This window comes from Streptomyces sp. NPDC002835, assembly GCF_053591995.1.
Map to the genome: position 1 here is coordinate 24,800 of NZ_JBSFUW010000020.1, position 25,737 is coordinate 50,536.

At 70.4% G+C, this 25,737-nt stretch carries 20 protein-coding genes and 4 pseudogenes; 17 read left to right on the top strand and 7 right to left on the bottom strand.

Features of this window, described 5'->3' with window-relative positions; genetic code table 11:
- Positions 1–101: 101 nt before the first annotated feature.
- The 4 genes from lipB to ACWD01_RS21685 all read left to right on the top strand — a co-directional run bounded on the left by lipB (position 102) and on the right by ACWD01_RS21685 (position 3,218).
- A complete protein-coding gene (gene lipB, locus ACWD01_RS21670) occupies positions 102–947 on the top strand; it encodes a lipoyl(octanoyl) transferase LipB (protein ID WP_451164191.1) in 846 nt (281 codons plus the stop codon).
- Positions 948–1,068: 121 nt separating this feature from the next.
- Entirely contained in the window at positions 1,069–2,046 is a 978-nt protein-coding gene (gene lipA, locus ACWD01_RS21675; protein ID WP_451164193.1) for a lipoyl synthase, read from the top strand.
- 236 nt (positions 2,047–2,282) lie between these two features.
- Positions 2,283–2,501, top strand: a complete 219-nt coding sequence (locus ACWD01_RS21680) for an SCO2195 family GlnR-regulated protein (RefSeq protein WP_356891593.1) — start codon at positions 2,283–2,285, stop codon at positions 2,499–2,501.
- A gap of 9 nt (positions 2,502–2,510) precedes the next feature.
- Positions 2,511–3,218, top strand: a complete 708-nt coding sequence (locus ACWD01_RS21685) for a DUF4191 domain-containing protein (RefSeq protein ID WP_451164196.1) — start codon at positions 2,511–2,513, stop codon at positions 3,216–3,218.
- Positions 3,219–3,338: 120 nt separating this feature from the next.
- Here ACWD01_RS21685 and ACWD01_RS21690 read toward each other — a convergent pair whose 3' ends face one another.
- The gene (locus ACWD01_RS21690; RefSeq protein WP_451164198.1) at positions 3,339–3,806 is read right to left on the bottom strand and encodes an RDD family protein; all 468 of its coding nucleotides are present in this window, start codon (positions 3,804–3,806) and stop codon (positions 3,339–3,341) included.
- Between the two features lie 207 nt (positions 3,807–4,013).
- On the opposite strand from ACWD01_RS21690, the gene glnA reads away from it, so the two are divergent.
- A complete protein-coding gene (gene glnA, locus ACWD01_RS21695; RefSeq protein WP_451164200.1) occupies positions 4,014–5,423 on the top strand; it encodes a type I glutamate--ammonia ligase in 1,410 nt (469 codons plus the stop codon).
- A gap of 318 nt (positions 5,424–5,741) precedes the next feature.
- Complete coding sequence (locus ACWD01_RS21700; protein ID WP_451164202.1) at positions 5,742–6,671, top strand: sigma-70 family RNA polymerase sigma factor; 930 nt, start codon at positions 5,742–5,744, stop codon at positions 6,669–6,671.
- Between the two features lie 19 nt (positions 6,672–6,690).
- On the opposite strand, the pseudogene ACWD01_RS21705 reads toward ACWD01_RS21700, so the two are convergent.
- The 4 genes and pseudogenes from ACWD01_RS21705 to ACWD01_RS21720 all read right to left on the bottom strand — a co-directional run.
- Positions 6,691–6,806 (bottom strand): annotated as a pseudogene (locus tag ACWD01_RS21705) (IS30 family transposase); the annotation flags it as partial.
- Between the two features lie 25 nt (positions 6,807–6,831).
- Positions 6,832–7,923, bottom strand: coding sequence for an IS630 family transposase (locus ACWD01_RS21710; protein WP_451164204.1), 1,092 nt, complete (start codon positions 7,921–7,923; stop codon positions 6,832–6,834).
- 529 nt (positions 7,924–8,452) lie between these two features.
- On the bottom strand, positions 8,453–8,983 hold the full coding sequence (locus ACWD01_RS21715; RefSeq protein ID WP_451164206.1) for an NUDIX domain-containing protein: 531 nt from the start codon (positions 8,981–8,983) through the stop codon (positions 8,453–8,455).
- Position 8,984: 1 nt separating this feature from the next.
- Positions 8,985–9,494, bottom strand: a pseudogene (locus ACWD01_RS21720) (tetratricopeptide repeat protein); the annotation flags it as partial.
- Between ACWD01_RS21720 and ACWD01_RS21725 the strand changes: the two are divergent.
- The 6 genes and pseudogenes from ACWD01_RS21725 to ACWD01_RS21750 all read left to right on the top strand — a co-directional run.
- A pseudogene (locus ACWD01_RS21725) lies at positions 9,494–10,216 on the top strand (hypothetical protein); the annotation flags it as partial. The pseudogenes ACWD01_RS21720 and ACWD01_RS21725 overlap by 1 nt on opposite strands.
- Positions 10,217–10,296: 80 nt before the next feature.
- Positions 10,297–10,506, top strand: a pseudogene (locus ACWD01_RS21730) (aminoglycoside phosphotransferase family protein); the annotation flags it as partial.
- A 519-nt stretch (positions 10,507–11,025) separates the two neighbouring features.
- Positions 11,026–11,994, top strand: coding sequence for a DNA gyrase subunit B (locus ACWD01_RS21735; RefSeq protein WP_451164208.1), 969 nt, complete (start codon positions 11,026–11,028; stop codon positions 11,992–11,994).
- A 7-nt stretch (positions 11,995–12,001) separates the two neighbouring features.
- On the top strand, positions 12,002–12,193 hold the full coding sequence (locus ACWD01_RS21740; RefSeq protein ID WP_451164210.1) for a hypothetical protein: 192 nt from the start codon (positions 12,002–12,004) through the stop codon (positions 12,191–12,193).
- 298 nt (positions 12,194–12,491) lie between these two features.
- On the top strand, positions 12,492–12,983 hold the full coding sequence (locus ACWD01_RS21745) for a YxiG-like protein (RefSeq protein WP_451164212.1): 492 nt from the start codon (positions 12,492–12,494) through the stop codon (positions 12,981–12,983).
- A 381-nt stretch (positions 12,984–13,364) separates the two neighbouring features.
- Complete coding sequence (locus tag ACWD01_RS21750; protein ID WP_451164214.1) at positions 13,365–14,264, top strand: hypothetical protein; 900 nt, start codon at positions 13,365–13,367, stop codon at positions 14,262–14,264.
- A gap of 347 nt (positions 14,265–14,611) precedes the next feature.
- Here ACWD01_RS21750 and ACWD01_RS21755 read toward each other — a convergent pair whose 3' ends face one another.
- Complete coding sequence (locus tag ACWD01_RS21755) at positions 14,612–15,049, bottom strand: DUF5959 family protein (RefSeq protein ID WP_451164216.1); 438 nt, start codon at positions 15,047–15,049, stop codon at positions 14,612–14,614.
- Between the two features lie 188 nt (positions 15,050–15,237).
- On the opposite strand from ACWD01_RS21755, the gene ACWD01_RS21760 reads away from it, so the two are divergent.
- The 4 genes from ACWD01_RS21760 (at position 15,238) to ACWD01_RS21775 (ending at position 21,949) form a co-directional block, all read left to right on the top strand.
- Positions 15,238–16,224: a hypothetical protein gene (locus ACWD01_RS21760; protein ID WP_451164218.1), complete on the top strand. Its 987-nt coding sequence runs from the start codon at positions 15,238–15,240 to the stop codon at positions 16,222–16,224.
- 113 nt (positions 16,225–16,337) lie between these two features.
- Positions 16,338–18,203 carry an HSP90 family protein gene (locus ACWD01_RS21765; protein WP_451164220.1) on the top strand — a complete coding sequence of 622 codons (1,866 nt, stop codon included), beginning with the start codon at positions 16,338–16,340 and terminating at the stop codon, positions 18,201–18,203.
- Positions 18,204–18,205: 2 nt separating this feature from the next.
- Positions 18,206–21,229, top strand: coding sequence for a hypothetical protein (locus ACWD01_RS21770; protein ID WP_451164222.1), 3,024 nt, complete (start codon positions 18,206–18,208; stop codon positions 21,227–21,229).
- Between the two features lie 90 nt (positions 21,230–21,319).
- Entirely contained in the window at positions 21,320–21,949 is a 630-nt protein-coding gene (locus ACWD01_RS21775; RefSeq protein WP_451164224.1) for a class I SAM-dependent methyltransferase, read from the top strand.
- A gap of 809 nt (positions 21,950–22,758) precedes the next feature.
- On the opposite strand, the gene ACWD01_RS21780 is transcribed toward ACWD01_RS21775, so the two are convergent.
- Positions 22,759–24,405, bottom strand: a complete 1,647-nt coding sequence (locus ACWD01_RS21780) for an IS200/IS605 family accessory protein TnpB-related protein (protein WP_451164226.1) — start codon at positions 24,403–24,405, stop codon at positions 22,759–22,761.
- A 351-nt stretch (positions 24,406–24,756) separates the two neighbouring features.
- Here ACWD01_RS21780 and ACWD01_RS21785 point away from each other — a divergent pair, with 351 nt between their 5' ends.
- Positions 24,757–25,662 carry an MOSC domain-containing protein gene (locus ACWD01_RS21785; RefSeq protein WP_451164228.1) on the top strand — a complete coding sequence of 302 codons (906 nt, stop codon included), beginning with the start codon at positions 24,757–24,759 and terminating at the stop codon, positions 25,660–25,662.
- Positions 25,663–25,737: the final 75 nt, after the last annotated feature.

Here is a 25,737-nt window from a genome sequence, read left to right on the forward strand (position 1 = left end):
GTACGAACGGGTTACGACCTGCCCGGCCGCGGCGTTCACACCCGCCGTACAGTGGCTGGGTCCCGGTCACCACCGGGCAGACGTTCGAGGGAGGCACAGCCGTGAGTGAGCTGCGGTTCGTCCGACTGGGATTCGGCGAGGACGCCGTCGAGTACCGGGAGGCGTGGCAGAAGCAGCGCGAGGTCCACGCCGCCCGCTTCGCGGACGAGATCCCGGACACGTGTCTGCTGCTGGAGCACCTGCCGGTCTACACGGCGGGCCGGCGCACCGAGGACAGCGAGCGCCCGCTGGACGGGACGCCGGTCATCGACGTGGACCGCGGCGGGAAGATCACCTGGCACGGCCCCGGCCAGCTGGTGGGCTACCCGATCCTCAAGCTCCCGCGCCCCGTGGACGTCATCGCGCACGTACGCCGCCTCGAGGACGCCCTGATCGCCACCTGCGCCGAGTTCGGTGTGGAGACGAGCCGGGTCGAGGGGCGCAGCGGTGTGTGGGTGCTCGGCGACCCCGTGGAGGAGCGTCCGTCGTTCGGCGGGCTGTCGCTGGACTTCGACCCCCGGCTGCAGGACGACGAGTTCGATCCGCGGCTGAACGGCCCGGAGTACGCCCCGTCCAACGCGGGCCAGCGCCGTGAGGACCGCAAGCTCGCGGCGATCGGCATCCGTATCGCCAAGGGCGTCTCGATGCACGGCTTCTCGCTGAACGTGAACCCGGACAACACCTGGTTCGACCGGATCGTGCCGTGCGGCATCCGCGACGCGGGCGTGGCCTCGCTGGCGAACGAGCTGGGCCGGGACATCACGATCGAGGAGGTGCTGCCCGTGGTGGAGCGCCAGCTGCGCGAGGTCATGGAGACCGCGGTGCTGCTGCCGCGCGAGGTCGGGACGGCGGAGCCGGGTACGCCGGGCACCGGGGTGCCGGCCGAGGCCGAGAAGGCCCCCGTCTGACGGCCGCCGGGCCCCGGCAGGAATGCCGACCGCGGGCCATAGGTTGGCCGAACGTAAGGCCGCACTTTTAACGGGCGTACCCTGGTGTTCGCCACAGAATCGAAGCTGTAGGGAGCCGGTCGTGTCCGCAGTCGCACCCGACGGACGCAAGATGCTGCGCCTGGAGGTCCGCAACAGCCAGACCCCCATCGAGCGCAAGCCCGAGTGGATCAAGACCCGGGCGAAGATGGGCCCCGAGTACAACCAGCTGCAGAAACTGGTCAAGAGCGAGGGTCTGCACACGGTCTGCCAGGAGGCGGGCTGTCCCAACATCTTCGAGTGCTGGGAGGACCGCGAGGCGACCTTCCTCATCGGTGGCGACCAGTGCACCCGTCGCTGCGACTTCTGCCAGATCGACACCGGCAAGCCGCAGGCACTCGACCGTGACGAGCCGCGCCGCGTCGGCGAGTCAGTCGTCACGATGGACCTGAACTACGCCACGATCACCGGCGTCGCCCGCGACGACCTGGACGACGGCGGCGCCTGGCTGTACGCGGAGACCGTGCGCCAGATCCACGGCCAGACGGCGGACCGCGAGGCGGGCCGTACCAAGGTCGAGCTGCTGATCCCGGACTTCAACGCGGTGCCCGAGCAGCTGGCCGAGGTCTTCTCCTCGCGCCCCGAGGTGCTCGCGCACAACGTCGAGACGGTGCCGCGGATCTTCAAGCGGATCCGCCCCGGTTTCCGTTACGAGCGCTCGCTCGAGGTCATCACCCGCGCCCGTGAGGCGGGCCTGGTGACCAAGTCGAACCTGATCCTCGGCATGGGCGAGACCCGCGAGGAGGTCAGCGACGCACTGCGGCACCTGTACGACGCCGGCTGCGAGCTGATCACCATCACCCAGTACCTGCGCCCGTCCGTGCGCCACCACCCCGTGGAGCGCTGGGTGAAGCCGCACGAGTTCGTGGAGCTGAAGGACGAGGCCGACGAGATCGGCTACTCCGGCGTGATGTCGGGTCCGCTGGTCCGTTCCTCGTACCGGGCCGGCCGGCTCTTCCAGCAGGCGATGGAGGCGCGCGCCGCCACGGGTACCGCCGACGCCGCCGCCCAGGGCGTGTGAATTCAGGCACAAGTGATTACCGGCTGGTAATGGCCGAATGGACGCGGTCCGCACTCTCCCCGCAGGTCGGGGCCGGGGTGCGGGCCGCGTCCTCGTCGTTGGAGCCCCACCGACCGGGAATTCGCCCTTCATCAGCGTTTGACCGGCCGGTCACGCACTGGTAACACCAGTCAGTGACGCTGAACTCACGCACAGCTCCCGCTCACCGCCACTCACCCCGAGGGGGAACCGCCACCATGCAGGCCGCGCCGGTACGTCATGTCAGGGCCAACCCGATCCCGTCCGTCACCGGCGCGCTGCGCGCCATGGAGGCCCTCCTGCTGAGCGGCGGCCAGCGCACGGCCCGCCGCAACGCGTGGTCGGCGGTGCTCGAGGACCGCCGCCGGGCAAAGGACCGGGTGGAGGCTCAGCACGTACTGGAGGCCGCGGCGACCCGCACCTCGCAGGCCACGTAAACTTCCGGTATGGCGAGGAAGGCAAATTCAGACAGCGCTGACGCTGCTGCGGAACCGGGGCGACTGAAGCAGATCGCCCTGACGTACAAGATGACCCGGAAGGCCGACCCGAAGGTCGGTCTTGTCGTCGCGGGTGTGGGAATCGTCACCTTCGGTGTCTTCCTCGGGATCGGCTTTCTGATCGGTCACCCCATTTACCTGGGCATCCTCGGCTTCGTGCTGGCTTTCCTGGCGATGGCGATCATCTTCGGGCGGCGCGCCGAGCGGGCGGCCTTCGGGCAGATGGAGGGCCAGCCGGGCGCGGCGGCCGCCGTGCTGCAGAACGTCGGCCGTGGCTGGAGCACGACCCCGGCGGTGGCGATGAACCGCAACCAGGACGTCGTGCACCGGGCGGTCGGCAAGGCCGGCATCGTGCTGGTGGCCGAGGGCAACCCGAACCGGCTGAGGTCGCTGCTGGCGGCCGAGAAGAAGAAGATGAACCGCATCGTCGTGGACGTCCCCGTGCACGACATCGTCGTCGGCAACGGCGAGGGTCAGGTGCCGCTGAAGAAGGTGCGCACCACGATGCTCAAGCTCCCGCGGGTGCTCACCGGTCCCCAGGTGACGGCGGCCAACGACCGGCTGCGCGCGATGGGCGACCTGATGAGCAACATGCCGCTTCCCAAGGGGCCGATGCCGAAGGGTATGCGGATGCCACGCGGCGGCAAGATGCGCTGACGCGCCCTACGACGACACATGAGGCGGGGCCCGGACGATCGTCCGGGCCCCGCCTCATGTGTCGTGTTCTTCATGAGACCGGCGGACCGGCCCGCGGGGACGGACCCGTAGCCGTACGGATCAGATCCGTACCTGGACCGCGCGGGCGAGGCGGTCGTGCAGACCGCGCCCGTCCCGGTCCCAGACGAGCGCCGGGATCGCGAGGCACAGCAGCACACTGCGTACGAGGGCCCACCCGAAGCCGAGGCGGCCGCCGTTCTCGGACACGAGCCGCAGGCCGAGGAGCCGCTTGCCGGGCGTGAACCCCACGGTGCCGACGGTGAGCACGCTCAGCGTGAAGAAGACGATGAGCGCCCAGTTGCCGGCCGCCTGCTGATCACGCCCCGCGAGCAGTTGGTATGCGATCAGGAAACAGAGTCCCCAGTCGATGAAGATCGCTCCGAAGCGGCGCCCGACGGGGGCGACGGAGCCCGGCCCCTCCTCGGGCAGACCGAGCCGCTGGCCCCGGTATCCGAAGTCGACGCCCATGTCCTCCGCGGCCGCGCGGGGCCCGGAGAGCCACGATCCGATTGCTTGCCTGTTGTCCACCCGTCCACGGTACTGCGCCCCGTTTCACCCGCCTGCGCCTGGGGCCGTTCCCACACTGTGACCCTCGTCCGGTTAACTTCGTCGAAACAAATGGGTCATGCTGGAGAAATGCCGTCCGCCTACGGTCGAGACCAGCGTGTGCCACCGCACTGGCCTCACGGACGAGCTGCAACCCCGCCCCTCCCGGGTGGGAGTAGGAGGAGTTGGATGTTCCAGAACGCCGATGACGTCAAGAAGTTCATCGCGGACGAGGACGTCAAGTTCATCGATGTCCGCTTCTGCGACCTGCCCGGTGTGATGCAGCACTTCACGATCCCGGCAGCGGCGTTCGACCCGACCGAGGAGCTCGCCTTCGACGGCTCGTCGATCCGCGGCTTCCAGGCCATCCACGAGTCCGACATGGCGCTCCGTGCCGACCTGTCGACGGCCCGTGTCGACCCGTTCCGCCGCGACAAGACGGTCAACATCAACTTCTTCATCCACGACCCGATCACCGGCGAGCAGTACAGCCGTGACCCGCGGAACGTGGCGAAGAAGGCCGAGGTCTACCTCGCCTCCACCGGCATCGCCGACACGGCGTACTTCGGCCCCGAGGCCGAGTTCTACGTCTTCGACAACGTGCGCTTCCAGACCTCGGCGAACGAGTCGTTCTACCACATCGACTCCGAGGCGGGCGCCTGGAACACCGGCGCCATCGAGAACAACCGCGGCTACAAGGTCCGCTACAAGGGCGGCTACTTCCCGGCCCCGCCGGTCGACCACTTCGCCGACCTGCGTGCGGAGATCTCCCTGGAGCTGGACAAGAACGGCCTCCAGGTCGAGCGCCAGCACCACGAGGTCGGCACCGCCGGCCAGGCCGAGATCAACTACAAGTTCAACACGCTGCTCGCCGCGGCCGACGACCTGATGCTCTTCAAGTACATCGTGAAGAACGTCGCCTGGCGCAACGGCAAGACCGCGACCTTCATGCCGAAGCCGATCTTCGGCGACAACGGCTCGGGCATGCACGTCCACCAGTCGCTGTGGGCCGGCGGCGACCCGCTGTTCTACGACGAGCAGGGCTACGCGGGCCTCTCGGACACCGCCCGGTACTACATCGGCGGCATCCTCAAGCACGCCCCGTCGCTGCTGGCCTTCACCAACCCGACGGTGAACTCGTACCACCGCCTGGTCCCCGGCTTCGAGGCCCCGGTCAACCTGGTCTACTCGCAGCGCAACCGTTCCGCCGCGATGCGTATCCCGATCACCGGCTCGAACCCGAAGGCCAAGCGCGTCGAGTTCCGCGCCCCGGACCCGTCGTCCAACCCGTACCTGGCCTTCTCGGCGCTGCTCCTCGCGGGCCTCGACGGCGTCAAGAACAAGATCGAGCCGGCCGAGCCGATCGACAAGGACCTCTACGAGCTGGCCCCCGAGGAGCACGCGGGCGTCCCCCAGGTCCCGACCTCCCTCCCGGCCGTCCTCGACGCCCTCGAGGCGGACAACGAGTACCTGCTCGCCGGCGGCGTCTTCACGTCCGACCTGATCGAGACGTGGATCGACTACAAGCGCACGAACGAGATCGCCCCGATCCAGCTGCGCCCGCACCCGCACGAGTTCGAGCTGTACTTCGACATCTAGGAGGCGGGTCGGGCGACTGTCACCGAGTGCGCGTCGCCCGGCCGATTCTCTGACGTGATGCCAGCAGCGCCGCGAGGGCCGCTACCCCATGGTCGGGGTAGCGGCCCTCGCTGGTTTGGCCAGGGCCTCGTTCGCCGGCGATGGGGTGCGAGGGTCCTGATCGGGTGTCCTGCGGACTGTGCGAGAGGGGTGATCGGGCTCACTTTCACGGCTACGTATCCGACGCGAGGGCTGTCCCGTCGTACTGATGTGTACAGCCGTTCGCCATGCAAGGAGCCGTGAAGTGACGCCTCAACCCGATCCGTCCCCCCGCTCGACGTGCTGCCACAGCCTCTGCTGGCAGCTGCCCAGGCCGCGCGCCGTGAGTTCCTGGTCGCACTGGAACCGCTGCGGGGTGAGCTGTTCCGGTACTGCCGTCGCCTGACCGGCAGCGTGTGGGACGCCGAGGATCTGGCCCAGGAGACGCTCGCCCGAGCGCTCAACCGGGCAGCACAGTCCCACCAGCCCGTCGAGCGCCCGATGGCGTGGCTGGCGCGGATCGCGACGAACGCCTACCTCGACCAGGTCCGCCGCCCCGCCCCGCTTCTCGTGGAGCCGTCCGAACGCGCGGCCCCGCTGGTCGCCGACCCCGCCGAGGTCAGGGACGCGCTCGCGGAGATGGCCACACTGCTGGCACCACAGGAGCGCGCCGCTGTCGTTCTCAAGGACGTCTTCAACCTGCCGTTGAAGGAGATCGCCGCCATGCTGAGCACCACCGAGGGGGCGGTGAAGGCCGCACTGCACCGTGGCCGCGGACGCCTCGCCGACCCTGAGCGGGCTACCGCGCTCGCCCGCCGCACTGCTCCCGACCGGGACACGCTCGATGCCCTCGCAATGGCGTTCACCGCGTACGACCTCGACAAGTTGGCCAAGCTCTTCGTCGACGATGCGGTCAGCGACGTCATCGGGATGGCCCATGAAGTCGGGCGGCGCCAGATCACCGCCGGCTCGCTGCACCACGCCCTGCACGTGGAGACCTCGGTCCGGTGGCGAGCCGAAGTCCGAGAACTGGACGGGGACCCGCTGGTCCTGATGTGGGCCGGCCCGACCGACGGCGACGGACCCGAGGCAGTCGAGGACATCCTCCGAGCGGAGACAGCCGACGGCGGGATCACCCGCCTGCGCTGGTACTACTTCTGCCCGGATCTGCTCGCCGAGGTCGGCGACCGGCTGGGCGTCCCGTACCGAACCCATGGCCACGGTCTGTAGGCCGGACGAGAACTACGTCTCACGCCACGAGGAGTCGATGCATGCGCTCGGCCGGGGCTCCCAGCCGAGCGTTCTGCGTGGCCGGCCGTTGAGTTCGGCCGCGACGGCGTCCAAGTCCTCGCGGGTGTGCCGGGACGCTGCGCTGCTGCCTAGTGCCGCATCAGGCAACGTTCGCCCTGTCAACCACGGCTCGTAGTCGTTGATCGTCGGCGTGACGGTTTCGCCAGATGATGTAGCGGCGGATCATGCTGCCCTGCTCTTTGTGGCTGGCGTGGTCGGTGCCGTCGAGGGTGAAGTAGCGCAGGGCGGTGAACTGGGCCTCGATGCGGTTCAGCCACGAGCTGTTCGTAGGCGTATAGGCGAACTCGACGTTGCTGGCCGCGGCCCAGTCGCCGACCCGGCCGTCCTTCTTCGTCGTCAGGTGCGGGGAGAAGTTGTCGAGCACGATCGCGATGCGGATCTCCGGCGGGTAGAGGCTGCGCAGGTAGCGGCAGAGCTCCAGGAACCTCGTCCGGTTCTTTCTCGGCTTGATGTGGCCGTAGAGCTTGTCCTTGCCGAGGTCGTAGGCGGCGAACAGGTGCCTGACCCCGTGCGGACGGGTGTAGGTCGCCCGCCTGCGGGGCCTCGGCTCCCGGTCGGGGTCCTTGTGCCGTCCTCCGCGCTCGGCCCACTGCCGGCCGGGGCGGGGCTGAAGGTTGAGCGGGCCGAACTCGTCCAGGCATAAGACGACTGCGGGTTCGCCGTCCTCGGGTATGACCTCGCTGTCGGCGATCGAGTAGAGGTGCTCGACGCGAGCTTTCTTGGCGGCGTAATCGGGATCGCGGGAGGTCTTCCAGGTCTTTATGCGTTGAAACGACACGCCCTCCTCGCGGAGCAGGACCCGCAGGCCCTCGTGGCTGATGTCGTCGGCCACCCCCTCGGCGACCAGGAAGTCGGCCAGCTTGGCCAGGCTCCAGGTCGAGAACGGCAGGCCGTGCTCGGTCGACCTGGACTTGGCGATCTTCTTGATCTCCCGGCGTTCGGGGAGGGTGAAGGTTCTCGGACGGCCGGCCTCGGTGACGGACCGGTAGACGGTGGCGGCCCGGACGCCGAAGGCGACGACGTATACAGATATCGCCGCACCGCAGGTGCTGCCGCCCGGCTGGCAGTCGTCGTCGGCGGGTTGCCGATCCGGAGCCGCTGCGCGGTCAGTGCTCGGGGGAGCAGCCGAGTTGCGGCTGTTGGACAGATCGATCGTGGAACGGATAGACAAACACAAGGAGCCCCTGGTCGGTCGGCCATCTGGTTGGTCGGGGATGTGGGATGAGGATCGGCGCGCCTAGACCCGCACTCGATGTCGACGGAGTCGTCCCTTGTGGGAGGCGCTGACTGACGTGGTGAGGAGAAATGGTGTCGCGAGGGATGAAGCGATTCGCCGTGGTGATATGGGCCGTGCTCGTCATTACTGGCGGCGGGCTGACGGTGCTGCTTGACGAGTCGTGGGGGCCGGTCGGCTGGGACGACTGGGGGCGGGACGAGCCGACGCCGACGTCCTGCTCTTCTCCCGGTGCCGTTGCCGAGAAGACAGAAGCCGCTCCGTGGCCCACACCGGCCATGCCCCAGCCCTCGCCCGAGCCGACGCGAGAGGCCGTCATAATCGCGTGCGCATACCGCGTGGAGGACTGATCCGCAGCAGGCGCTGCCCTCGTCGCCATCGACCCCGCGGGCACGTACTCGCCGCCCGAACCAGCATCCGAACGGCGCATCACGTCACCACAGGGCAAAGGTTCTCTGATGCGGCACTAGTTCCAGCCGTTCAGGGAGACCTGCGGCCCGCCTCCGAGGTAGCCGTGGAGGGCGATGGCAGTCGTCTCCACGAATTCCTCGGGGATGGCGTCGGCGTCGACCCAGCGGACTTGGGAGTGCTTGCGGGGTTCGCGGTTTTCGGGTTCGCCCGTCCAGTCGTGGGCGGCGAACACGACCGTGAGGAAGCCGTTGGGGGCTTCGACGCCCCAGGCGCCGTGGATGATGTGGGCGACCTTGAGGGACTCGGGCTTCACCGTCAGGCCGGTCTCCTCGTAGAGCTCGCGAACCGCGGTCTCGGTGATGGGCTCACCCGGTTCGCTCTTGCCGACGGGGAGGTCCCACATTCCCTGGGCGAACTTGGCGTTCTCGCTGCGCTGGAGGAGGACGACGCGGTTGGTGGCCTTGTCGTGGACGATGACGGCCGCGACCAGCAGGGTCATCGATTCGAGCGCCGGCTTGAGGGCTTGGGAGCGGTCGTCGGTCTGCTGGGCCACGGTGTTCCCTTCGTCGGGCGGGTTGTCGGGCATGTTAGGCGAGGGCTTCGCGGGCGCGGCGGGCGAGATCGGCTGCGCCGGGCACCTTACGCCGCTGGTAGATGGCGAGGGTGGAGCGGATCGAGGTGATGGCCTTGTGGGTCCGGTCGGAGGTCATGCCCTCCATGAGGTCCAGGGCCTGGGTCCAGGCGGCGACGGCTTCGTCGGCGCGGGCCTGGGCGGCGAGGCTGTCGCCGAGGTCGGCGTGGGTGAGGGCATGGACGCGCCTGTACTTCTCGGGATCCCAGCGGGTGAGGGCGTCCCGGTGCTGCTGCTCGGTGCCGACGTGGTCGGCGAGGTCGGTCAGGGTGCGGGCGGTGTGGCTGGCCACCGTGCCGGCGGCGGGACCGCTGACGCGGGAGTAGCTGGGCTGGGGGTCGTCGTCACGGAAGAGGGCGTCTTCGGCGGCGAGCAGGGCGCGTGCGGCCGACGAGTTCTCGTCGATGGCGGCGTAGGCGCGGGCGTGGGTGATGTGGAGGAGGGCCTCGGTCTGGCCGTCGACGTATCACGGTCGAGCTGCCCGGGGCGTTCGACCCGCGCTGGAGCCGCCTGCCCGGCATCCAGGTCGACGGCCGGCGCATCACCATCGACCCGGCCGAGTACTTCTTCCGCTTCGAGTCGACAACGTGGCTCGTCGCCGACAGGGAGTTGGTCAAGTCCCAGCTCCTGAACGTGGACGAGACGACCGAGAGCGCGGTCGAGCAGCTCGCGCTCGACTTCATCAAGCAGCACAGCGAGTCCACCTCCGACGCGGCCCGCGTCCTGGCCACCGCGTACGAGGTGTACGCGTACCTGTTCCGCGACGAGCACCTGGCCGGCCTCGGCCTTCCGCAGATCACCGCCGAGCACCTGCGGATGCTCCGCGGGGCCGCCACGCTCATGGCGCTCAACAAGGTCGAGCTGGACGGGCACATCTCCAACGTCGGCCCGTGTTGGTTCTTCCTCGCCGCCACCTCCGTCGTCTTCGACCTGGACGACGAGGTGGGCGGGATGCTCGACGAGGTCTACCACGGCGGCTGGTTCAACGAGCACCGCCGGATCGAGTCCATCAAGGCCCACACGGCGCTCGGCGGCCGGCTCGTGCACGGCTGCCAGTCCGTGCCGGACCAGTCCGGCGGTGTGGTCGCGCCCTACGGTGCCTCGATGGCGAACTTCCGTGACGACCTCGCCGCGTTCAAGGCGGGCTGGATCGAGCAGGTCTACGCCCACCGCGTGAACCCCTCCGCGTACCCACCCGATCAGGCTCCGGGGCGGGCCGGCATCCCTCGCCCGCCCCGGACGCCGCCACCCCTCTCCGGAGCCCCGACGTGACCACGAACCCCGGCGCCGAACTTCTCGACAACCTGCTCACCGTGGCCGGGCAGGCCACCGGCACGCGTGAGGAGGTGCGCGTGTGGTCCATGTCCGGCGTCGAGCGCGTGACCTTCCCCGACGGTGCCACGGCCATCTTCAAGTACGCCAAGAGACCCTTCGACAACGAGGACCAGGCCCTCCGCCTTGCCCGCACCCTCGGCGTCTACAGCCTGAGCACCTGACCGAGGTCACGACATGGGTCTCGCGGTTACCCACACCCCGCGCTGCCTGACGACTGATGCCCTCGCTGCCGCGAGCAGCGAGGGCATCAGGGTGCGCTGCGGGCCCTGCCTGCCTGTGATGGGGATCTGTTCAAACGGCCAGGACTCTTCTCTCCACTCGGCAGGCGCTCAACGGAGTGGGGATTTTCAAGGTTGTGACCGCTCTTCCATGACTGCTGCATCCTTTGACCAAAGCGCGCCGCAGGTGGCTGATCAGGCTTCGCTGGATGACCTGCCCCGTACCGGAATTGGGGACCTCAGGGGCGCCCGGAGGGGGGTCGTAGGCGGCTTCGGCGGGCCCCCGGACACGTTCGGGCCGCCGTGCATGGGACCTTGGCCGGCCGCTTCCCGGCAGCCCTCACCCGTCCGTTCCGCGGCGTCAGCGAAGCGGCGCTGACCTGGTGTTTTCCGGGATTCGGCCTAGGCTGGGGAGGTCTGCCGGACGCCATGGGAGGGGTCTTCGTGAGTGGGGAAGGAACGGGGTACGACGCTGCCCGAATCGAGGTGCTGGAGGGGCGGGAAGCCGTTCGCAAACGGCCCGGGATGTGGGTCGGCTCGATCGGCGAACGCGGTCTGCATCAGCTGGTGTTCGAGGTCGTCGGCCGGGCGGTGAACCAGGTCCTGGCTGGCCGCAGCGGCTCCGTCGACGTCACGCTCACGTCCGACGGCGGCGTGCGGGTCGCGGACGACGGGCCGGGGGGTCCCTTCGGGGCCGCCGGGGACACCGGCCGCCCGGGCCTCGAAGCGCTGCTGACCAGCCTCTCAGCCGGGGCCGAGCCCAGTGGCCGACACATCGCGGCCGTGGGCCATTTCGGTGTGGGGCTCTTCGTCGCCAACGCCCTGTCGAGCCGGCTGACGGCCGAGGTGCGGTGCGAGGGGGTCCGCCGGGTCCAGGAGTACGCGCGCGGTGTCGCGGTCGCCCCGCCCGCCGCCGTGGGGCCCGCGACCGGAAGCGGAACGACCATCGCTTTCTGGCCCGACACCGAGATCTTCGAGGCGACGCACTGCTCGTTCGCCGTGCTGGCGGAGCGTTTCCGGCAGGTGGCATTCCTCAACCGGGGACTGGGGATCTCGCTGACAGACGAATGCCCGGCGGGAGAAGCTCGGGCGGTACGGTTCCGGTTCCCGGACGGAGTACGGGACTTCGTGGCCGCCCTCGACGCGGAGACAGGGACGGCGCTCCATTCGGACGTCATCGGCTTCGAGCGGGAGGACCCGCGGATGGCGGGGACGATGGAGGTGGCCCTCCTGTGGAGCGGCTCCCGCGAGGAGCGGTTGCGCAGCTTTGCCAACAGCCGGGCCACTCCCCAGGGCGGCACGCACCTGGACGGCTTCCGCGACGGAGTGGCGGCCGCGGTCACCGCGTACGCGCGGGACAGGGGGTTGCTGGCGGCGGCGGGGCCCCGATCTCGGCGCCGACCGGATCAGTGACGGCCTCATGGCAGTCGTGTCGGTGAAACTCGACCGTCCCGAATTCCTCGGCGCCACGCACGGGCTGCTGGGCAACAGCGACGTGCGGGTCTGTGTCGCGGAGGCCGTCCGGGAGCACCTCGGCGCCTGGTTCGAGGAGCAGCCGGAGCGGGCCACGGAAGTCGTCGACCGGATCGTCCGGGACAACCACCAGGACTGAACAGCAACGGCCGGCCCCGGCGGAAGGCCGCTCGAAAGCGTTGCCGGTTGTGACTGAGCACTGCGGTCGGCTGTGACCTCGACTCAGTGACCAATCGACTCGACGCAGGGCGGGCAGATGATGCAGTGGTCGTAGCCGTCACGGAAGAGCGGTCACAACCATTTCCAACGAGCGTCGCGCGGCGTCGGCCGGGGCCGCTTGCTAGGACTTGTCCCCGGTCGATCTCTGAGACAGCGGCGCGTGAGCCCCCCGTGAATCTAGTTGTCGAAGGTCTCGTCGAGTGAGGTAGAAGGGCGGCATGGATACTGCCGTACTTGAACAGATGCTGGACGAAACCTTCGATCACGCTGTCGTGCACCACGGATACACCAACTACATGCGCGACTACGAGGTCATCGTCTATGCAACGGCCGATCCCCGTACCGGCATCGCGCCGGTCCACCTGCGGTATCTCTTTCGGTACTGCGTTGAGGCGCGGTGCGAGACGTCGGTGCCGGCGGAGACGTGGCGGGGCTCTTTGGACGAGCGGCTCATCGACCACGAAACCGGTGTCGCTCTTGACGGATACGTCTGGGGGGTGAAGTGGCATGACCTGTATCCGGGAGCCAAGCTTCTGCCTGAGTCGGAAGCGACCCGCCGCTGGTCGAAGGCCGTCGGGATCGACTTCCACGAGGTACGCATCGAGACGAACGCACATAACGTGACCTTGATCTTCTCTGACCTACAGGTCAGTGAGGTCCCGGTTGGATATGCACCCTTCGCCGCCGAGAAGGATCAGGGCTTCGTGTGATCTTGTGACCAGCGAGTGGTCGGGGCGCTCCCGCCCTGACCAACGAGCCCGCCCCACGGGCCGTACCGAGCACTTTCTGCGGCAGGATGACGCCCGTGGATCAGGGGGTGGCGGCCGTCTTAGTGAGCCGTTCCGGGTTCGGTAGGGACTCGATCATTTGAGAGGATCGAGTCCCTACCGAACCCGGAACGGCTCAGCAAGACATTGGTGTATTGTATATGCGGCGCTGCTGCGGCAGCGTGTCTCGCTACATCCGGTCCCGGCGCCGGAGCGAGCAGTGGGCTCTTGAGAGTCACCCGCAGTTGGCAGTCACTACATCAGGACATCCGATCTGTCTCTCCTGTCGTCGCCGGGCGGCAAGTGGAAGGGGCGGCGCGGCGTATGTCCAGGTCACGTAACACCAACCGTCTGGCCAAGAAGATCCGGGACCAGACCTCATTCACGCTCTCGACTGCTTCAAGGCTGGCCCAACAGGCCAACGTCTATCTCGGGTCCTCGATCGCAGATTCCCCCGACCTACGTCAGCGTCGTCTGGAAGCACATATGGCCCACGTGTTGGCCAGCAGCTTCCAGGATCGACAGCTCAATGGCGCTCTTCTTGGTGTGCGAGAAGCAAAGCCAGTGAGTCAGGGGGTGGAGCTGACCCTGGACTCCGACATGGCCAACGCGGTTCTCTCTGAGCTCCTCCCGAGGTTCGATCACTTCTACGGTGGCATCCGCGGCGTCCCCGGGCTGCGAGTCCAGGGGATCGGAACGCGGTTGACTCTCCACGACGCGGTCAGCTCGGCTCACGTCACGGTGACGGGTTCCGATGGTCGCCCTCTCCGTCTGCCGTCCGCGCGTGACGGCGAGGTACTTCTGTGGAAGCGAGTTCCCGGTGGCCTCTCTCGCGACGAAAGGCAAGAGGCTCAGGAGTGGACAGACTCAAGAGGGATCGAGGACCTGCGAGTACGTGACTTGCTGTTGAGTCGAATTCTGCGCTGCCCTGGCTTGGTCAACAGAACTGCGGAGCCACACGGATTCGCCAACTGCTACACACATCACGCCGGTGATCTGGTGATCGAGTGGTGTTGCGGTGACACCGTGGAAGCGCTCTGCGCGGAACTCTTGGCCCACGGCTTCATTGAGGACGTACCCCGGGCGAACGCGATCGAGTTGATCTCCCGGCACTCTGCTCATCTCGGGGATCGCACAGTGATCTTGAATCGCCACGGATCATGTCTGTACGGCCGCAACGCGGCAGACATTGCGGAGTCCATCAGGGAGGGTTACAAGTCATGACCCTGACCGGGATGGCGCTCGTAGTACCGGCGTGCATGGTCCTGGGAGTTGTCGCATGCTACGTACGGGACCTGGCCGTGCTTCGCCGTCTGGAACGGCTTCTAGACGGCTGTGACCAAGGGCAACGAGTTGAGGTCTGCCGGATCCTTGCTGCCTCGTTGCACACGGTTGGGAGAACTGAGCCGCGGGACGAACAGCCACCCAGGGAGCCAGCGGAGCAGTGAGGCACCACCTCCGAGGGTCGAAGCGGGTTCCGCTCAACCGGACCGTTTGTGGGCAGACAGTCGGCTCATCCAGATGGAGGAGGCGGCTGACGGCCCTTCGGCGTCCGTGGGTCCGCGCGCCCCTCATTCCTCGGGAATGAGGTGTGCCCAAGCGGCGCGGAGTCGGGTGAGCAGGGCGCGCTGGTCGTCGATCCAGCCAGGGGGCATCGTCAGGGAGACGGCCAGTCTGGTGGTCTGCTGGTCGTCGACCGTGACCCTGATCTGGTCGTGGTCGTTCTCCCTCCAGGCCAAGTGGATGCCGATCTCGGCGACCCGGGCCGCCTCGCGCCAGACGGCGTCACGGCCGGCGGCGACCTCGTCCAGGACGTGGGCCCAGCCGGCCAGGTCCCTCGGATCGACGTAGATGTCCTGGATGCCCGTCACGAAGTCGTTGTGGACGGAGAGCTGTCCCACGATGTCCGGGATGCCCGGGGCGTACGAGGGGTTCAGCTCGACCACGACGCTTCCCCCGCCGTACTCGCCGATGATCCGCATCAGCGCGAACGGTTCGGTCTCCTCCATGGCCCGCCCCAACTGTCGATCTCCACCGATGTTCGGATCCTAGGAGCAGTTGTCCGCGCCGTGTCGTCCCGGGGCCGGCCGGCCGCGTGCGGGAGCGTGAAGTACCGGCGAAAACTCTGTGGAAGCGGTGTCGGTGGGGCCGTTTATGCTGCACCGGACGATCACGCGGGACCAGGGGAGGGCGCGGCATGTTCGGCAGGCTGTTCGGTGGTGACGGGGAGAGACCGGCGGCGGATCCGCATGCGCTTCCGGTCCCGCGCAGGCAGAAGAACGGGATGTACACACTGCGCGCGCTCGGGGACCGGCGGGTGCTCGCGCTGGTGGAAGCCGCCGACGCCGGGGACTGGGAGGCGGTCAAGGCGGCGCTGGTCCCCTTCGACATCGGGCGCGACCACCGGGTGCTGGGCGAGTTGGCCGACCTGGACGGGGTGCAGGACTGGATCGGCCCGGCCGTCGAGGAGGACAAGGAGCACCGGGCGACGGCCCTGCTGATATCCGGGACGCGCCACATCAGTTGGGGCTGGGAGGCACGTACCTCCGACCGTGCCGTGAACGTCACGCAGGAGCAGTGGCGCGTCTTCCACGAGCGGCTCCACATCGCCGAGGAGCAGCTCCTCGAGGCCGCCGAGCTGCGGCCGGACTGGGTCACGCCGTGGCGTCGTCTCCTCACCTCCGGCCGCGGCATGTCGCTGGGCCGGGCCGTCAACGAGACCCGGCTCGAGGCCGCCCTGCGCCGCGACCCGCTGGACCTGGAGACCCACGTCGAGTGGGTGTCGCAGTTGCAGCCCCGCTGGAGCGGCGAGCCCGGTCAGGCGCTGGCGTTCGCCCGCGAGGCGCTCGCCCGTGCCCCGCAGGGGCACCGCCTCGGCTGTGTGATCGCCATGGCGCACATCGAGGAATGGGTCGAGTCGGACGACGGGGACTGCCTGGAAACGCCGGAGATCCAGGCGGAGTTGCGCAACGCGGCCGATCACAGCATCCTCCACCCCGCCTACGTGCGGTGCCCGGGCTGGCAGCACGACTTCAACGTGTTCGCCATGGCCCTGTCGCTGGCCGGTGAGCGCCACACGGTCCGGCGCGTCTTCCAGGCGCTCGACGGCGCCTACACCAGCTGGCCCTGGACGTACTTCGCGGAGCCGGAGAAGCAGTTCGCCCGCCACCACCGCCGCGCCTGAGCAGCACGCGGGTCCCGCCGCCACCGCCCGCGCCAGCACCGCACGCCGGGCCCGGTTCCGGTAACGGTCGCGCCCCCGCCACCCGTCGCCCCTCCCACCCCCGGACTGCCCTGATGACACTGCCCGACACCGCCACGAACCCGGCCGGCGACGACCGCACCTTCCAGGTGGATCTGCGCGGCCTCGTCGATCTCCTCTCCCACCACCTCTACTCCAGCCCACGCGTCTATCTCCGCGAACTCCTGCAGAACGCGGTGGACGCGCTGACCGCCCGGCACAACCTCGAGGCGACCGCCCCCGCCGAACCCTTCGGCATCCGCCTGTACGCCGACGGCTCGGTCGTACGCGTCGAGGACGACGGCGTCGGTCTCACCGCGTCCGACGTGCACACCTTCCTCGCCACCATCGGCCGCAGCAGCAAGCGCGCCGAGAAGATCGCCGAGCAACGCGGCGACTTCATCGGCCAGTTCGGCATCGGACTGCTCTCCTGCTTCCTCGTCGCGGACGAGATCCACGTCCTCAGCCGCTCCGCCCGCACCCCCGACGCGCCCACCGTTGAGTGGAGGGGACGCGGCGACGGCAGTTACACCGTGCGCACCCTGCCCGTGTCCGCCCGCCCCCGGCCCGGCACGACCGTCACCCTGACGCCGCGCGCCGACGCGGGCGAGTGGACCCGCCCGGCGCAGGTGCACACGCTGGCCCGGCACTTCGGCTCGCTGCTGCGCCACCCGGTGACCTTCGACGACGGCACAGGCGGCGCGGGCGGTACGGGCGGCCCTGGCGCCCCCGTCAACCCCGAGCCCGCGCCCTGGGCCCGTACGTACCCCACGCCGGGGGCCCGTTCCCGCGCGCTGGCCGCGTACGGCCAGGAGACCTTCGGGTTCACACCGCTGGACACCATCGAGCTGGACCTGCCGGCCGTCGGCCTGAAGGGCATCGCGTGCGTGCTGCCGGAGACGGTGCCGGCGGGCCGTCGCCACGGCCACCGCGTGCACGTCAAGGGCATGCTGCTGTCCGAGCAGGCCGAGGAGATCCTGCCCGAGTGGGCGTTCTTCGTCCGTTGCGTCGTCGACGCGGAGAGCCTGCGCCCGACGGCGTCGCGCGAGGCGCTGTACGAGGACGACACGCTCGCCGCCGTCCGTGACGCGCTCGCCGAGCGGCTGCGCGCGTGGATCGCCCGGGCCGCCGCCAGCGACCCCGACCTGCTCGCCCGCTTCCTCCAGGCCCACCACCTGGCCGTGAAGTCGCTCGCGGTGCACGACGACGAGATCCTGCGGATGCTGCTGCCCTGGCTGCCGTTCGAGACGACCGACGGGCACACCACGCTCGACGAGTTCGCGCGCACCCACCGCACCGTACTCGTGACGTCGAGCGTGGAGGAGTTTCGGCAGGTCGCGGCGATCGCGTCGGCCGCCGGGCTCGGCGTCGTCAACGGCGGCTACACGTATGACCGGGAGCTGGTCCACCGGCTGCCGGAGATCAGGCCGGAGGTCGGCGTCGCCGACCTCGACCCGGCGACCCTGACCGCCCATCTCGACCCCGTCGACCGGGAGACGGAGCTGGCCGCCGCGGCCTACCTGGCCCTGGCCCGCGACGCCCTCGCCGTCTTCGACTGCGACGTCGCGCTGCGCACCTTCCAGCCGGCGTCCGCTCCCGCGCTGCTCGTCGACAGCCGCGAGGCCCGGCACGAGCGCACCCGCTCGCAGCTCGCCCGTGAGCAGGAGGGCGGCCTGTGGGGCGACATCCTCGGCGCCCTGCGCCAGGAGGCGCCGCGGGCGCAGCTGATCCTGAACCAGCTCAACCCGCTGGTCCGCACCGCCGTCGCCATCGACGAGCCCGAGCTGGCCCGTACCAGCGCCGAAGCGCTCTACGGGCAGGCCGCGCTGCTGTCCCGGCGGCCGCTGCGGCCTGCCGAGTCGAGCCTCATCAACCGCTCCTTCCTCGACCTCCTCGCCCACGCCCTCCGCAAGGACAGCTGACGATGCCTACCGCACCCCTTCCCCAGAGCACGGACGAGCTGTACCGGGCGCTCCAGGAGAACAGCGGGCTCCCCTACGGCCGCACCCGTACCGTCACCGCGGAGGAACTGGTCGACGCCGCCGAGCAGTTCGCGGAGCCCGTGCCGCTCATCCACGCGCTCCTCGAACTCCAGGAGGCGTACACCTACGGCTCCGAGCCCCGGAAGTCGCCCGTCGTCTTCGCCCGCCTGCTCACCCTCTTCGACGAGCAGCCCGACGTCTTCGACGAGCGTCTGCGGCACATGCTGTTCTGGCGGTTCAAGTGGGTCGCCAACGCCCTGCGCCAGCTTCCCGAGATACCGTTGACCAGTCTGCGCCAGTGGCTGACGGAGATGCGCGGCCGGTACGAGAAGGCCGGCCTCGGCCTCCAGCCGTACTACGGGCAGGCGTACCAGCTCGCCGCACACGTCGGCGAGGACACCTCTCTCGCGTACGAGTTGTGGGCGGGCCGCGCCCGCACCCGGCTCAGCGACTGCGAGGCGTGCGAGATCTGCGAGCGCGCCCTGTACCACCTCGCGGCGGGGGACGACGAGCGGGCGCTGCGCGCCTGGGAGCCCGTGCTGGCGGGGAAGGAGTCGTGCCAGGAGGAGCCGGCCCGCTCCGTCTCGTACGCGCTGCTGCCCCTGCTGCGGACCGGCCGCACCGACCAGGCCCGTGAACTGCACCTCGCCGGCTACCGCGGCTGCCGCCGCAACCCCTCGATGTCCGGGGAGATCGGCCGGCACCTGGAGTTCTGCGCGCTGACCGGCAACGAGGCACGCGGCCTGGAGCTGCTCGCCGAGAACCGGAACCTGTTCGAGGAGGTGGACTCGCCACTGGGCCTGTTCGATTTCCTCACCGGCGTGGAGGTCCTCCTCCAGCGGGTCGAGCTCCTCGGCCACGGCGAACTGCCCGCCGCCGGATACGCGGGCCGCACCTGGACGGTGGCCGGGCTGCGCGCCGAGGTGCGGGGCCGCGCCGACGACCTCGCCGCCCGTTTCGACGCCCGAAACGGGACCACGGCCCACACCGACCGCCGCAAGGTCCGCCTCGACCGTGCCCCGCTCCTGGACGCGCTGGAACTGACCCTGCGCCCGCGCCGCCTCGACGACGTGGCCCCGGCCGTCCCGGTTGCCGTGCCCGCCGCGCCGACGGCCGCCGCCGTCTCCGAATCGCTGCCCGAACTGATCCTCCGGGCACGGCAGTTGGACGAGCAGGGGCATCCGGACGCAGAGGCCTGCTGGGCGCTGCTGCGCACCCTCGTCGCGGCCCGCGGCTACACCCACCCCGACGACCCGGCCGTGGGCCCGTTCGTACAGCTCTGCGCGGATCTGCTGGCCGACGAGGCGGGCCGGGCGGGCGAGAAGGACGACTTCGCCGTCGCCGCCGACCTGTACGAGGAGGCCGCCGGGCTGTACGAGGACGCCGGCCTGCCGGGCCACGCGGCGCTCGCCCGGGCCGGCGTCCTGCTCGCCGCCGCAGAGGCTCCCCCGGAGAACGCCCGTGAGGCCGGCGCGGAGAACGGCACGGACAGCGCCGCCGAGGGTCCCGCGGAGAACGGCACGGACAGCGCCGCCGAGGGCGCCGCCCGGGCCGAGGCGCGGGTCGCCGCGCTGACCGCCGCCCACGCGGCCATGGTCCGTCTGCACGAGGAGACGTCCGGCCTCACCCCGTACCAGGAGGCCCGCCTGCTGCGGCTGCGGGCCACGTCGCTCGGCCTGCGCCTGCAGACGTCGGGGAGCAAGGAGCACGCCGCTCCGGTCCTCGCCGAGGCGGATCTGCTGCACGCGTTCGCCACCCGGCACGACATCGTCGGGCAGATCTCCGGCGCCCTGCTGGTGCGGGTCAGCGCCCACGCCATCTCCGGTGACCTGCCCGCCGCGGTCGCCGAGATCGACGCCCTCCTCGACCGGCTGAAGGAGCACGGGCCCGCCTGGCACCTGCCCCGTACACTCCGGCTGCGCGGCCGGCTCCGACTCGGCCTCCAGGACGCGCAGGCCGCGTACGAGGACATGGCCGAGGGCCTGCGCCTGGCCGCCGACTGGCCGGCCGACGCGGTCGACACCGCCCGCCTCCACAGCGAACTGGCCGAGGTCTGCATGCACTTGGGCCGCCCCGACGAGGCGCTGCGGCACCTGACGCGCTCGGCGGAGCTGGAGCTCCGCCGCGGCAGCCGGACGGACGCGTTCTGCACCTACAGCAACGCGGCGCAGCTCAGCCTGGACCTGGGCCGCGTCGAGGACTGCATCGCTCTGCTCGACTCCCTCCTGGCCGAACCGGACGTCGCCGCCGGCGAGCTGGACGACCGGCTCGTCGCTCAGCTGCGGCTGACCCGCGCCCGCGCGCTGCACGCCGGAGCGGATCTGAAGGCCGCCACGGCGGAGTTCGTCACTCTCGCCGCCGAGTCGGCGGGCTGGGACGACGACCCGGGAAGCCACGCCATGATCGCCGCGGAGACGGCCGTACTCCTCGGCGAGTCCGGCGAGTTCGGCCCGGCCCGTGAGGCCGCGGACCAGGCGCTCGCCGCCCACGCCCGCGACTCGCGATTCGAGCAGCTCAGCAACTGCCTGCGCGAACTCGCCCGCCTCCAGGCCCACCGGCAGGGCCCCGACGGCCTGGCCGGCGCGCTCGCGTTCCTCGCCGACGCCGCCAAGGTCGCCGACGAGGCGCGCGCCGCCGGGTACGAGGCCCGCGGCCGCTCCCTGGACAGCGCCCTGGCCTACGAACACGGGCGGGTCAACGCCTACGCCGGTGCGTACGAGGACGCCCTGGCCGCCCTGGACAAGGCCCTCGCCCTGGTCGGCGAACCGGGCGCGGACGAGGACCGCGCCGGCGAGTGGGCCGAGTGCGTCCGCCTCGCGGCCGCCGTGGAGGGCATCTACCTGGAGCGCACCGCCCCAGCCCTGACCCGCCTCGACGCGGCGGTCTCCCGCCTGACCGCCCTGGGCCACACCGAGGAGACCGAGCCGCTGACCTCGTTGGCGGCCCGGCTGCGCGACGAGGAGTGACGCGACGGGCCCGGCGCGGGGGCGGTCTGCCACCCCGGCGCCGGGTCGGCCGGGGCGCCCTCCCCCGGCCTGTGTGGCAGGGTCGCCAACATGCCGTTCGATCACAACGACCACTACCACCCGCTGCTGTTGCGGCAGGTGCCGCGCGACGCGGTCACGGCGCTCGACGTCGGGTGCGGGACGGGGCGGTTCGCGCGGCGGGTGGCGGCGCTCGGGTTGGACGTCGACGCCGTCGATCCGTCCGCCGAGGTGATCGCGGAGGCGCGTGCGCTGTCGGCGGGTGCGCTGTCGGCGGGTTCCAGAAGCCCGCGGTTCACACAGGCGGACGTCACCGGGATGGAACTGCCCACGGGGCACTACGACTTCGTGTCGTGTCTGGCGAGTCTGCACCACATGCCGTTCGGCACGGTCGCCGCACTGCGTGACGTGCTCGCTCCCGGGGGCGTGCTGGTGGTGCTGGGGTGCTACGCCGAGAGGACGCCGCTCGACCGGGCGTGGAGCCTCGCGGCCGTGCCGGTGAACGCCGTCGCCCGGCTCGGTGCCGCGGTCGCGGACCGGTTCCGGGGCGTGGCCGCGGACGGCGTGGTCAGGGCCCCGGTGCGGCAGCCGGAGACGGGGTTGGCCGAGATCCGGCGGGAGGCGGCGGTGCTGCTGCCGGGAGCGCGTGTCCGGCGGCTGCTCTTCTGGCGCTGCCTGATCGTCTTCCGCAACGGCGGCTGAACCGGCCGCCGAATAATCACGTGCGCCGTACGGGGGGCCGCTGTTACGAGACGTCGGGCACGGTTGACCTCGACCTGTCGGCCGCCATGTTCGACGCCGAGTGGCGGCCGGTCGGCTCCTGCGCGTACACCAGCCTGCGGTTCCTGGGTTCGGCGGCCGTGCACTCGGGCGATCTGCAGAACGCGCCGCCGCCGACCGGGGCGAGCGAGTTCGTCGACCTGGATCTGACGCTGCTGGCCGCGGCCGGGGTGCGGTACGTCGTCGCGGTCGTCTACTCGTACAACGACGTTCCCTTCGAGGAGCTGGCCGAGGGCTTCGCCGGTCTGATGGCGCGGAACGAGCCGGGGAACCGTGGGCCGGTGTTCGACCCGAGAGCGGTCGAGCAGCGCTTCGACCTGACCGGGGGGTCGAAGTCCGCCGTGCCCATGGTCATCGACGTGTCGGCGCGCACCATGCGGTGGCTGGACGTCGCCCACGGCGACTCCGGGTCCGAGCACGCGGTGTGGCGCCGCCAGGACGTCCTGGCGACGCTGGGGCACGGGCTGACCGGCCTCTCCGCCTCCGGGGCCCGCGTCAGCCTCGGTGAACTGGCGGTCTGGCGGTCGGCGGCGCGGGCGGCGACCGTGTTCGTCCGCCACCACGACGGGTCCTTCTCCTGCTACCGGCGGCGGGCGGGCGAGCCGGTCGCGGCGTTCGCCGACCGCATCGGGGCGCCGGACACCGACGCGCCGGGCACGGTCACCCCCGGAGGCGGCGGGTCTCGCGTACCTCGTGCGCGGCGATCTGCCGGCGGCCGACGGGAGCCAGGTCTACGCGCTGTACCGTTCCTGGTCAGTGAGCAGGAGTGGGTCTTGGACCCATTCCTGCTCACTGCGGACATCCCGAACGGTGTTGGGTGTCCTGGTCGCCCGCGTTCGCTCCGCGTCCGGCGGCACGCATCGGGTGCGTGGTCCGGGAATGCGGGGGCGGGGTTCCTCACGCCCGAGGGTGCCCGAGTCGACCTGGACGGTCCGATGCCCGTGCACATCGCTCTGGTGTGCACGGGGCGGTGTCGTCCGTCGCCGAATCGGGTATCCCTGGGCGCGTCTGCCGATTGCGATGCTTGCGGCATCGTGACGGCTGGTCTTGCGGGTGGTGCTGGTGAGGGGTTTCTGCCAGTGCTGGGCGCCCCACTTGCTGGTGTAGGCGGGGTCGACGGCGATGATCGCGATACCGGTGGCGTCGGCCATGGAGGTCAGTCGGGCGCGGAGCCGGCCGGTGGGCATGCCGGAGATGAGCTGCCGGAAGCGGCGCTTACGCCCGTGTTTCTCCCTGGTTTTCTCGGCCTGGAAGTCGAGGTCCTCGACCGCGATGGCCTTCACCCCGCAGGATCGGGCCCAGTGCAGGAGTCGGGTGAGGGCGTGCCGTACTTGGGCGTCGCGGTGGGGGGCGGTGCCGGTCAGGGTGTAGAGGAAGCGGTGGGGTTCACCGCACGGGTTGCCGTGGGGGTCGAGGCGCCAGGCGGCGAGGTGGTCGGCGTTCATGTCCACCCCGATCACACCGTCGGCCAGGGCGGCTTCGATCGGGACGGCCTGGGCGGGCGGGATCTGCCAGGAGGCGGTCAGGTACCAGCGGTCGCGCTCCACGTCGTGGTGGATGCGGTAGGCCACAGCCCGATGCGCTGCCACCCGGTCCGCCCACTCGCCTCCCCGGTGCACGAAGGAGACCTTCGCGCTGAGGACGTACCGGCCGTGCGCAGCGTTCGCCAGATCGGCGAGCGGTGTCGGGAGCTTGATGCCGACTTCGCCGTCGGGCGTGACGCGGATCGTCTCGTTGCCGAACCTCTTCCCCGACTCGCCGTCCGCCTGGAGGAACCAGCGCCCGGCCTCCCACCGCCGGCGCCACTCGGCCTCGCTCAACCCCGCCTCGGCAAGATGATGACGGGTGCCGAGCAGCCGTCTGCCGCCCCGCACCACACGCACCCGGCCCGCGTCCCGGTCGGCCCGCACCCTCGCCAGCCGGTCCTCCAGCACCCTCAAACGCCGCGACTTGGCACGCCACTCCCGCCGGGAGCGGTAGCCGCCAGGCGCCCGCCTCGAGCCCTTCGCCCCGACCGGCAGCGACAGCCGGTGCCGGATCGTCCTGACACCGGCCTCGAGGCTCTGGACATGGGCGGCCTGCCCGCGCCGAGCGAGCGCCCACTGGTCGTGCGTGGCCTTCGTGACCGACCCCGCCCACCGCGACGACGACACACCCGTCAACTCCCGCTTACGGACCGCCCACGACTCGCCACAGTGCCCCAACCCTTCCAGACAGCGCACTTTGAGGTCCTTCGAGGCGAGCGAGCCCAGATGCGCACCCACCAGCCGCAGCACCTTCTCGTCCTCCGGAGTGAGGCCCTTCAGCCGGGTGCGCACGGCGACACCCGAAGGCCCGGTCACCACGAACGAAGCCGCCACCTCCCGCAGACCACCCACAGCAAACACCCCCTCCACGCCGGACCACACACACCCGCCACCACCCCCAACGACCCACCACCCGCAAAGGTCACCCATTCGACAGACGAACCCCCGTCCACCACACCGAACCCCACACACAACAGCCCACAACGACCCACCCGCAAACGCCAGAACTCACACATACGAAATCAAACAACAGCAGTTCACAACCCCGGCGGCCTCGACGCGGGCCGGGTCCGGCTGCTGACGGCGGCCGACGTGGTGGCGGCGCTGGCGCCGCGCTGAGCGGGGCGGGGGCGTGCGGGGCGGGGGGCGGCTCGCCGTCGGGCCCCTCCGTCCGGCCCGGCGCGGGCGCTACGATCGGCCGTTATGGGGATGACTGTGCGGGAACTGACGTACTACCCGATCAAGGGCTGTGCCGGGACCGGTGCGGAGTCGGTACGGGTGGGGGCCACGGGGCTGGAGCACGACCGGACGTTCATGGTCGTCGACGCCGTCGACGGGGCCTTCCGCAGCCAGCGCAAGCTGCCGGCCATGGCGGCGGTCCGGCCCGAGGTCGTCGACGGCGGGCGGGCGCTGCGGCTGAGCGCCGACGGGGTCGAGAGCCTGGTCGTGGCCGTCGGCCCGGAGGGCGAGCGGCGGCCGGTGAGCCTGTTCGGCCGACGGGTCGGGAGCGCCGTCGACCAGGGCGGGGACGCGGCCGAGTGGTTCTCCGAGGTGCTCGGGGAGAAGTTGCGGCTGGTGCGGGTGCCGGACGGCTTCGACCGGGACGGCTGGGGCGATACGGCGGGCAAGGTCGCCTTCGCGGACGCGCACGCCGTGCTCGTGCTGTCCCGGGCCTCGCTGGACGGGCTGAACGAACGGATCGAGGCCGCGGGCGGAAAGCCGGTGCCGATGGACCGCTTCCGGCCCAACATCGTGCTGGACGGATGCGCCCGGCCGCACGACGAGGACCTGATGCGGCGGATCGGGTTCGCGGGCACGGCCGAGGACGCCGACGCCGGTGCGCAGACGACCCGGAGGGTCGAACTCGCCCACTCCGTACGGGCGCTGCGCTGCGCCGTACCGATGGTGGACCAGCGCACGGGGCTGCGGGGCGGGCCCGAACCGGTGCGCACCCTCGCCACGTACCGCAAGGAGCCCGTCTACGACAACAAGGTCAGCTTCGGCGCGAAGGCGGCCGTGGTGCGCGGCGGCACGCTGTCCGTCGGGGACGAGGTGCTCGCCGAGTGGTACGAGAACGGGGCGCCGGATCCCCGGCACCCCGCCTCGTAGGCCGGCCGCTGCAACGGCCGTGTCGGAACCGGTGGTCGCGTCGGGTCGGCGACCGACCGGTTCACGGGTCGTCCG

Coding starts and splice junctions, on each gene's coding strand:
- ACWD01_RS21680 (WP_356891593.1), top strand. CDS start 2,283: ATGCAGGCCGCGCCGGTACGTCATGTCAGGGCCAACCCGATCCCGTCC.
- ACWD01_RS21685 (WP_451164196.1), top strand. CDS start 2,511: ATGGCGAGGAAGGCAAATTCAGACAGCGCTGACGCTGCTGCGGAACCG.
- glnA (WP_451164200.1), top strand. CDS start 4,014: ATGTTCCAGAACGCCGATGACGTCAAGAAGTTCATCGCGGACGAGGAC.
- ACWD01_RS21715 (WP_451164206.1), bottom strand. CDS start 8,983: ATGCCCGACAACCCGCCCGACGAAGGGAACACCGTGGCCCAGCAGACC.
- ACWD01_RS21740 (WP_451164210.1), top strand. CDS start 12,002: ATGGCAGTCGTGTCGGTGAAACTCGACCGTCCCGAATTCCTCGGCGCC.
- ACWD01_RS21745 (WP_451164212.1), top strand. CDS start 12,492: ATGGATACTGCCGTACTTGAACAGATGCTGGACGAAACCTTCGATCAC.
- ACWD01_RS21750 (WP_451164214.1), top strand. CDS start 13,365: ATGTCCAGGTCACGTAACACCAACCGTCTGGCCAAGAAGATCCGGGAC.
- ACWD01_RS21755 (WP_451164216.1), bottom strand. CDS start 15,049: ATGGAGGAGACCGAACCGTTCGCGCTGATGCGGATCATCGGCGAGTAC.
- ACWD01_RS21760 (WP_451164218.1), top strand. CDS start 15,238: ATGTTCGGCAGGCTGTTCGGTGGTGACGGGGAGAGACCGGCGGCGGAT.
- ACWD01_RS21765 (WP_451164220.1), top strand. CDS start 16,338: ATGACACTGCCCGACACCGCCACGAACCCGGCCGGCGACGACCGCACC.
- ACWD01_RS21770 (WP_451164222.1), top strand. CDS start 18,206: ATGCCTACCGCACCCCTTCCCCAGAGCACGGACGAGCTGTACCGGGCG.
- ACWD01_RS21775 (WP_451164224.1), top strand. CDS start 21,320: ATGCCGTTCGATCACAACGACCACTACCACCCGCTGCTGTTGCGGCAG.
- ACWD01_RS21785 (WP_451164228.1), top strand. CDS start 24,757: ATGGGGATGACTGTGCGGGAACTGACGTACTACCCGATCAAGGGCTGT.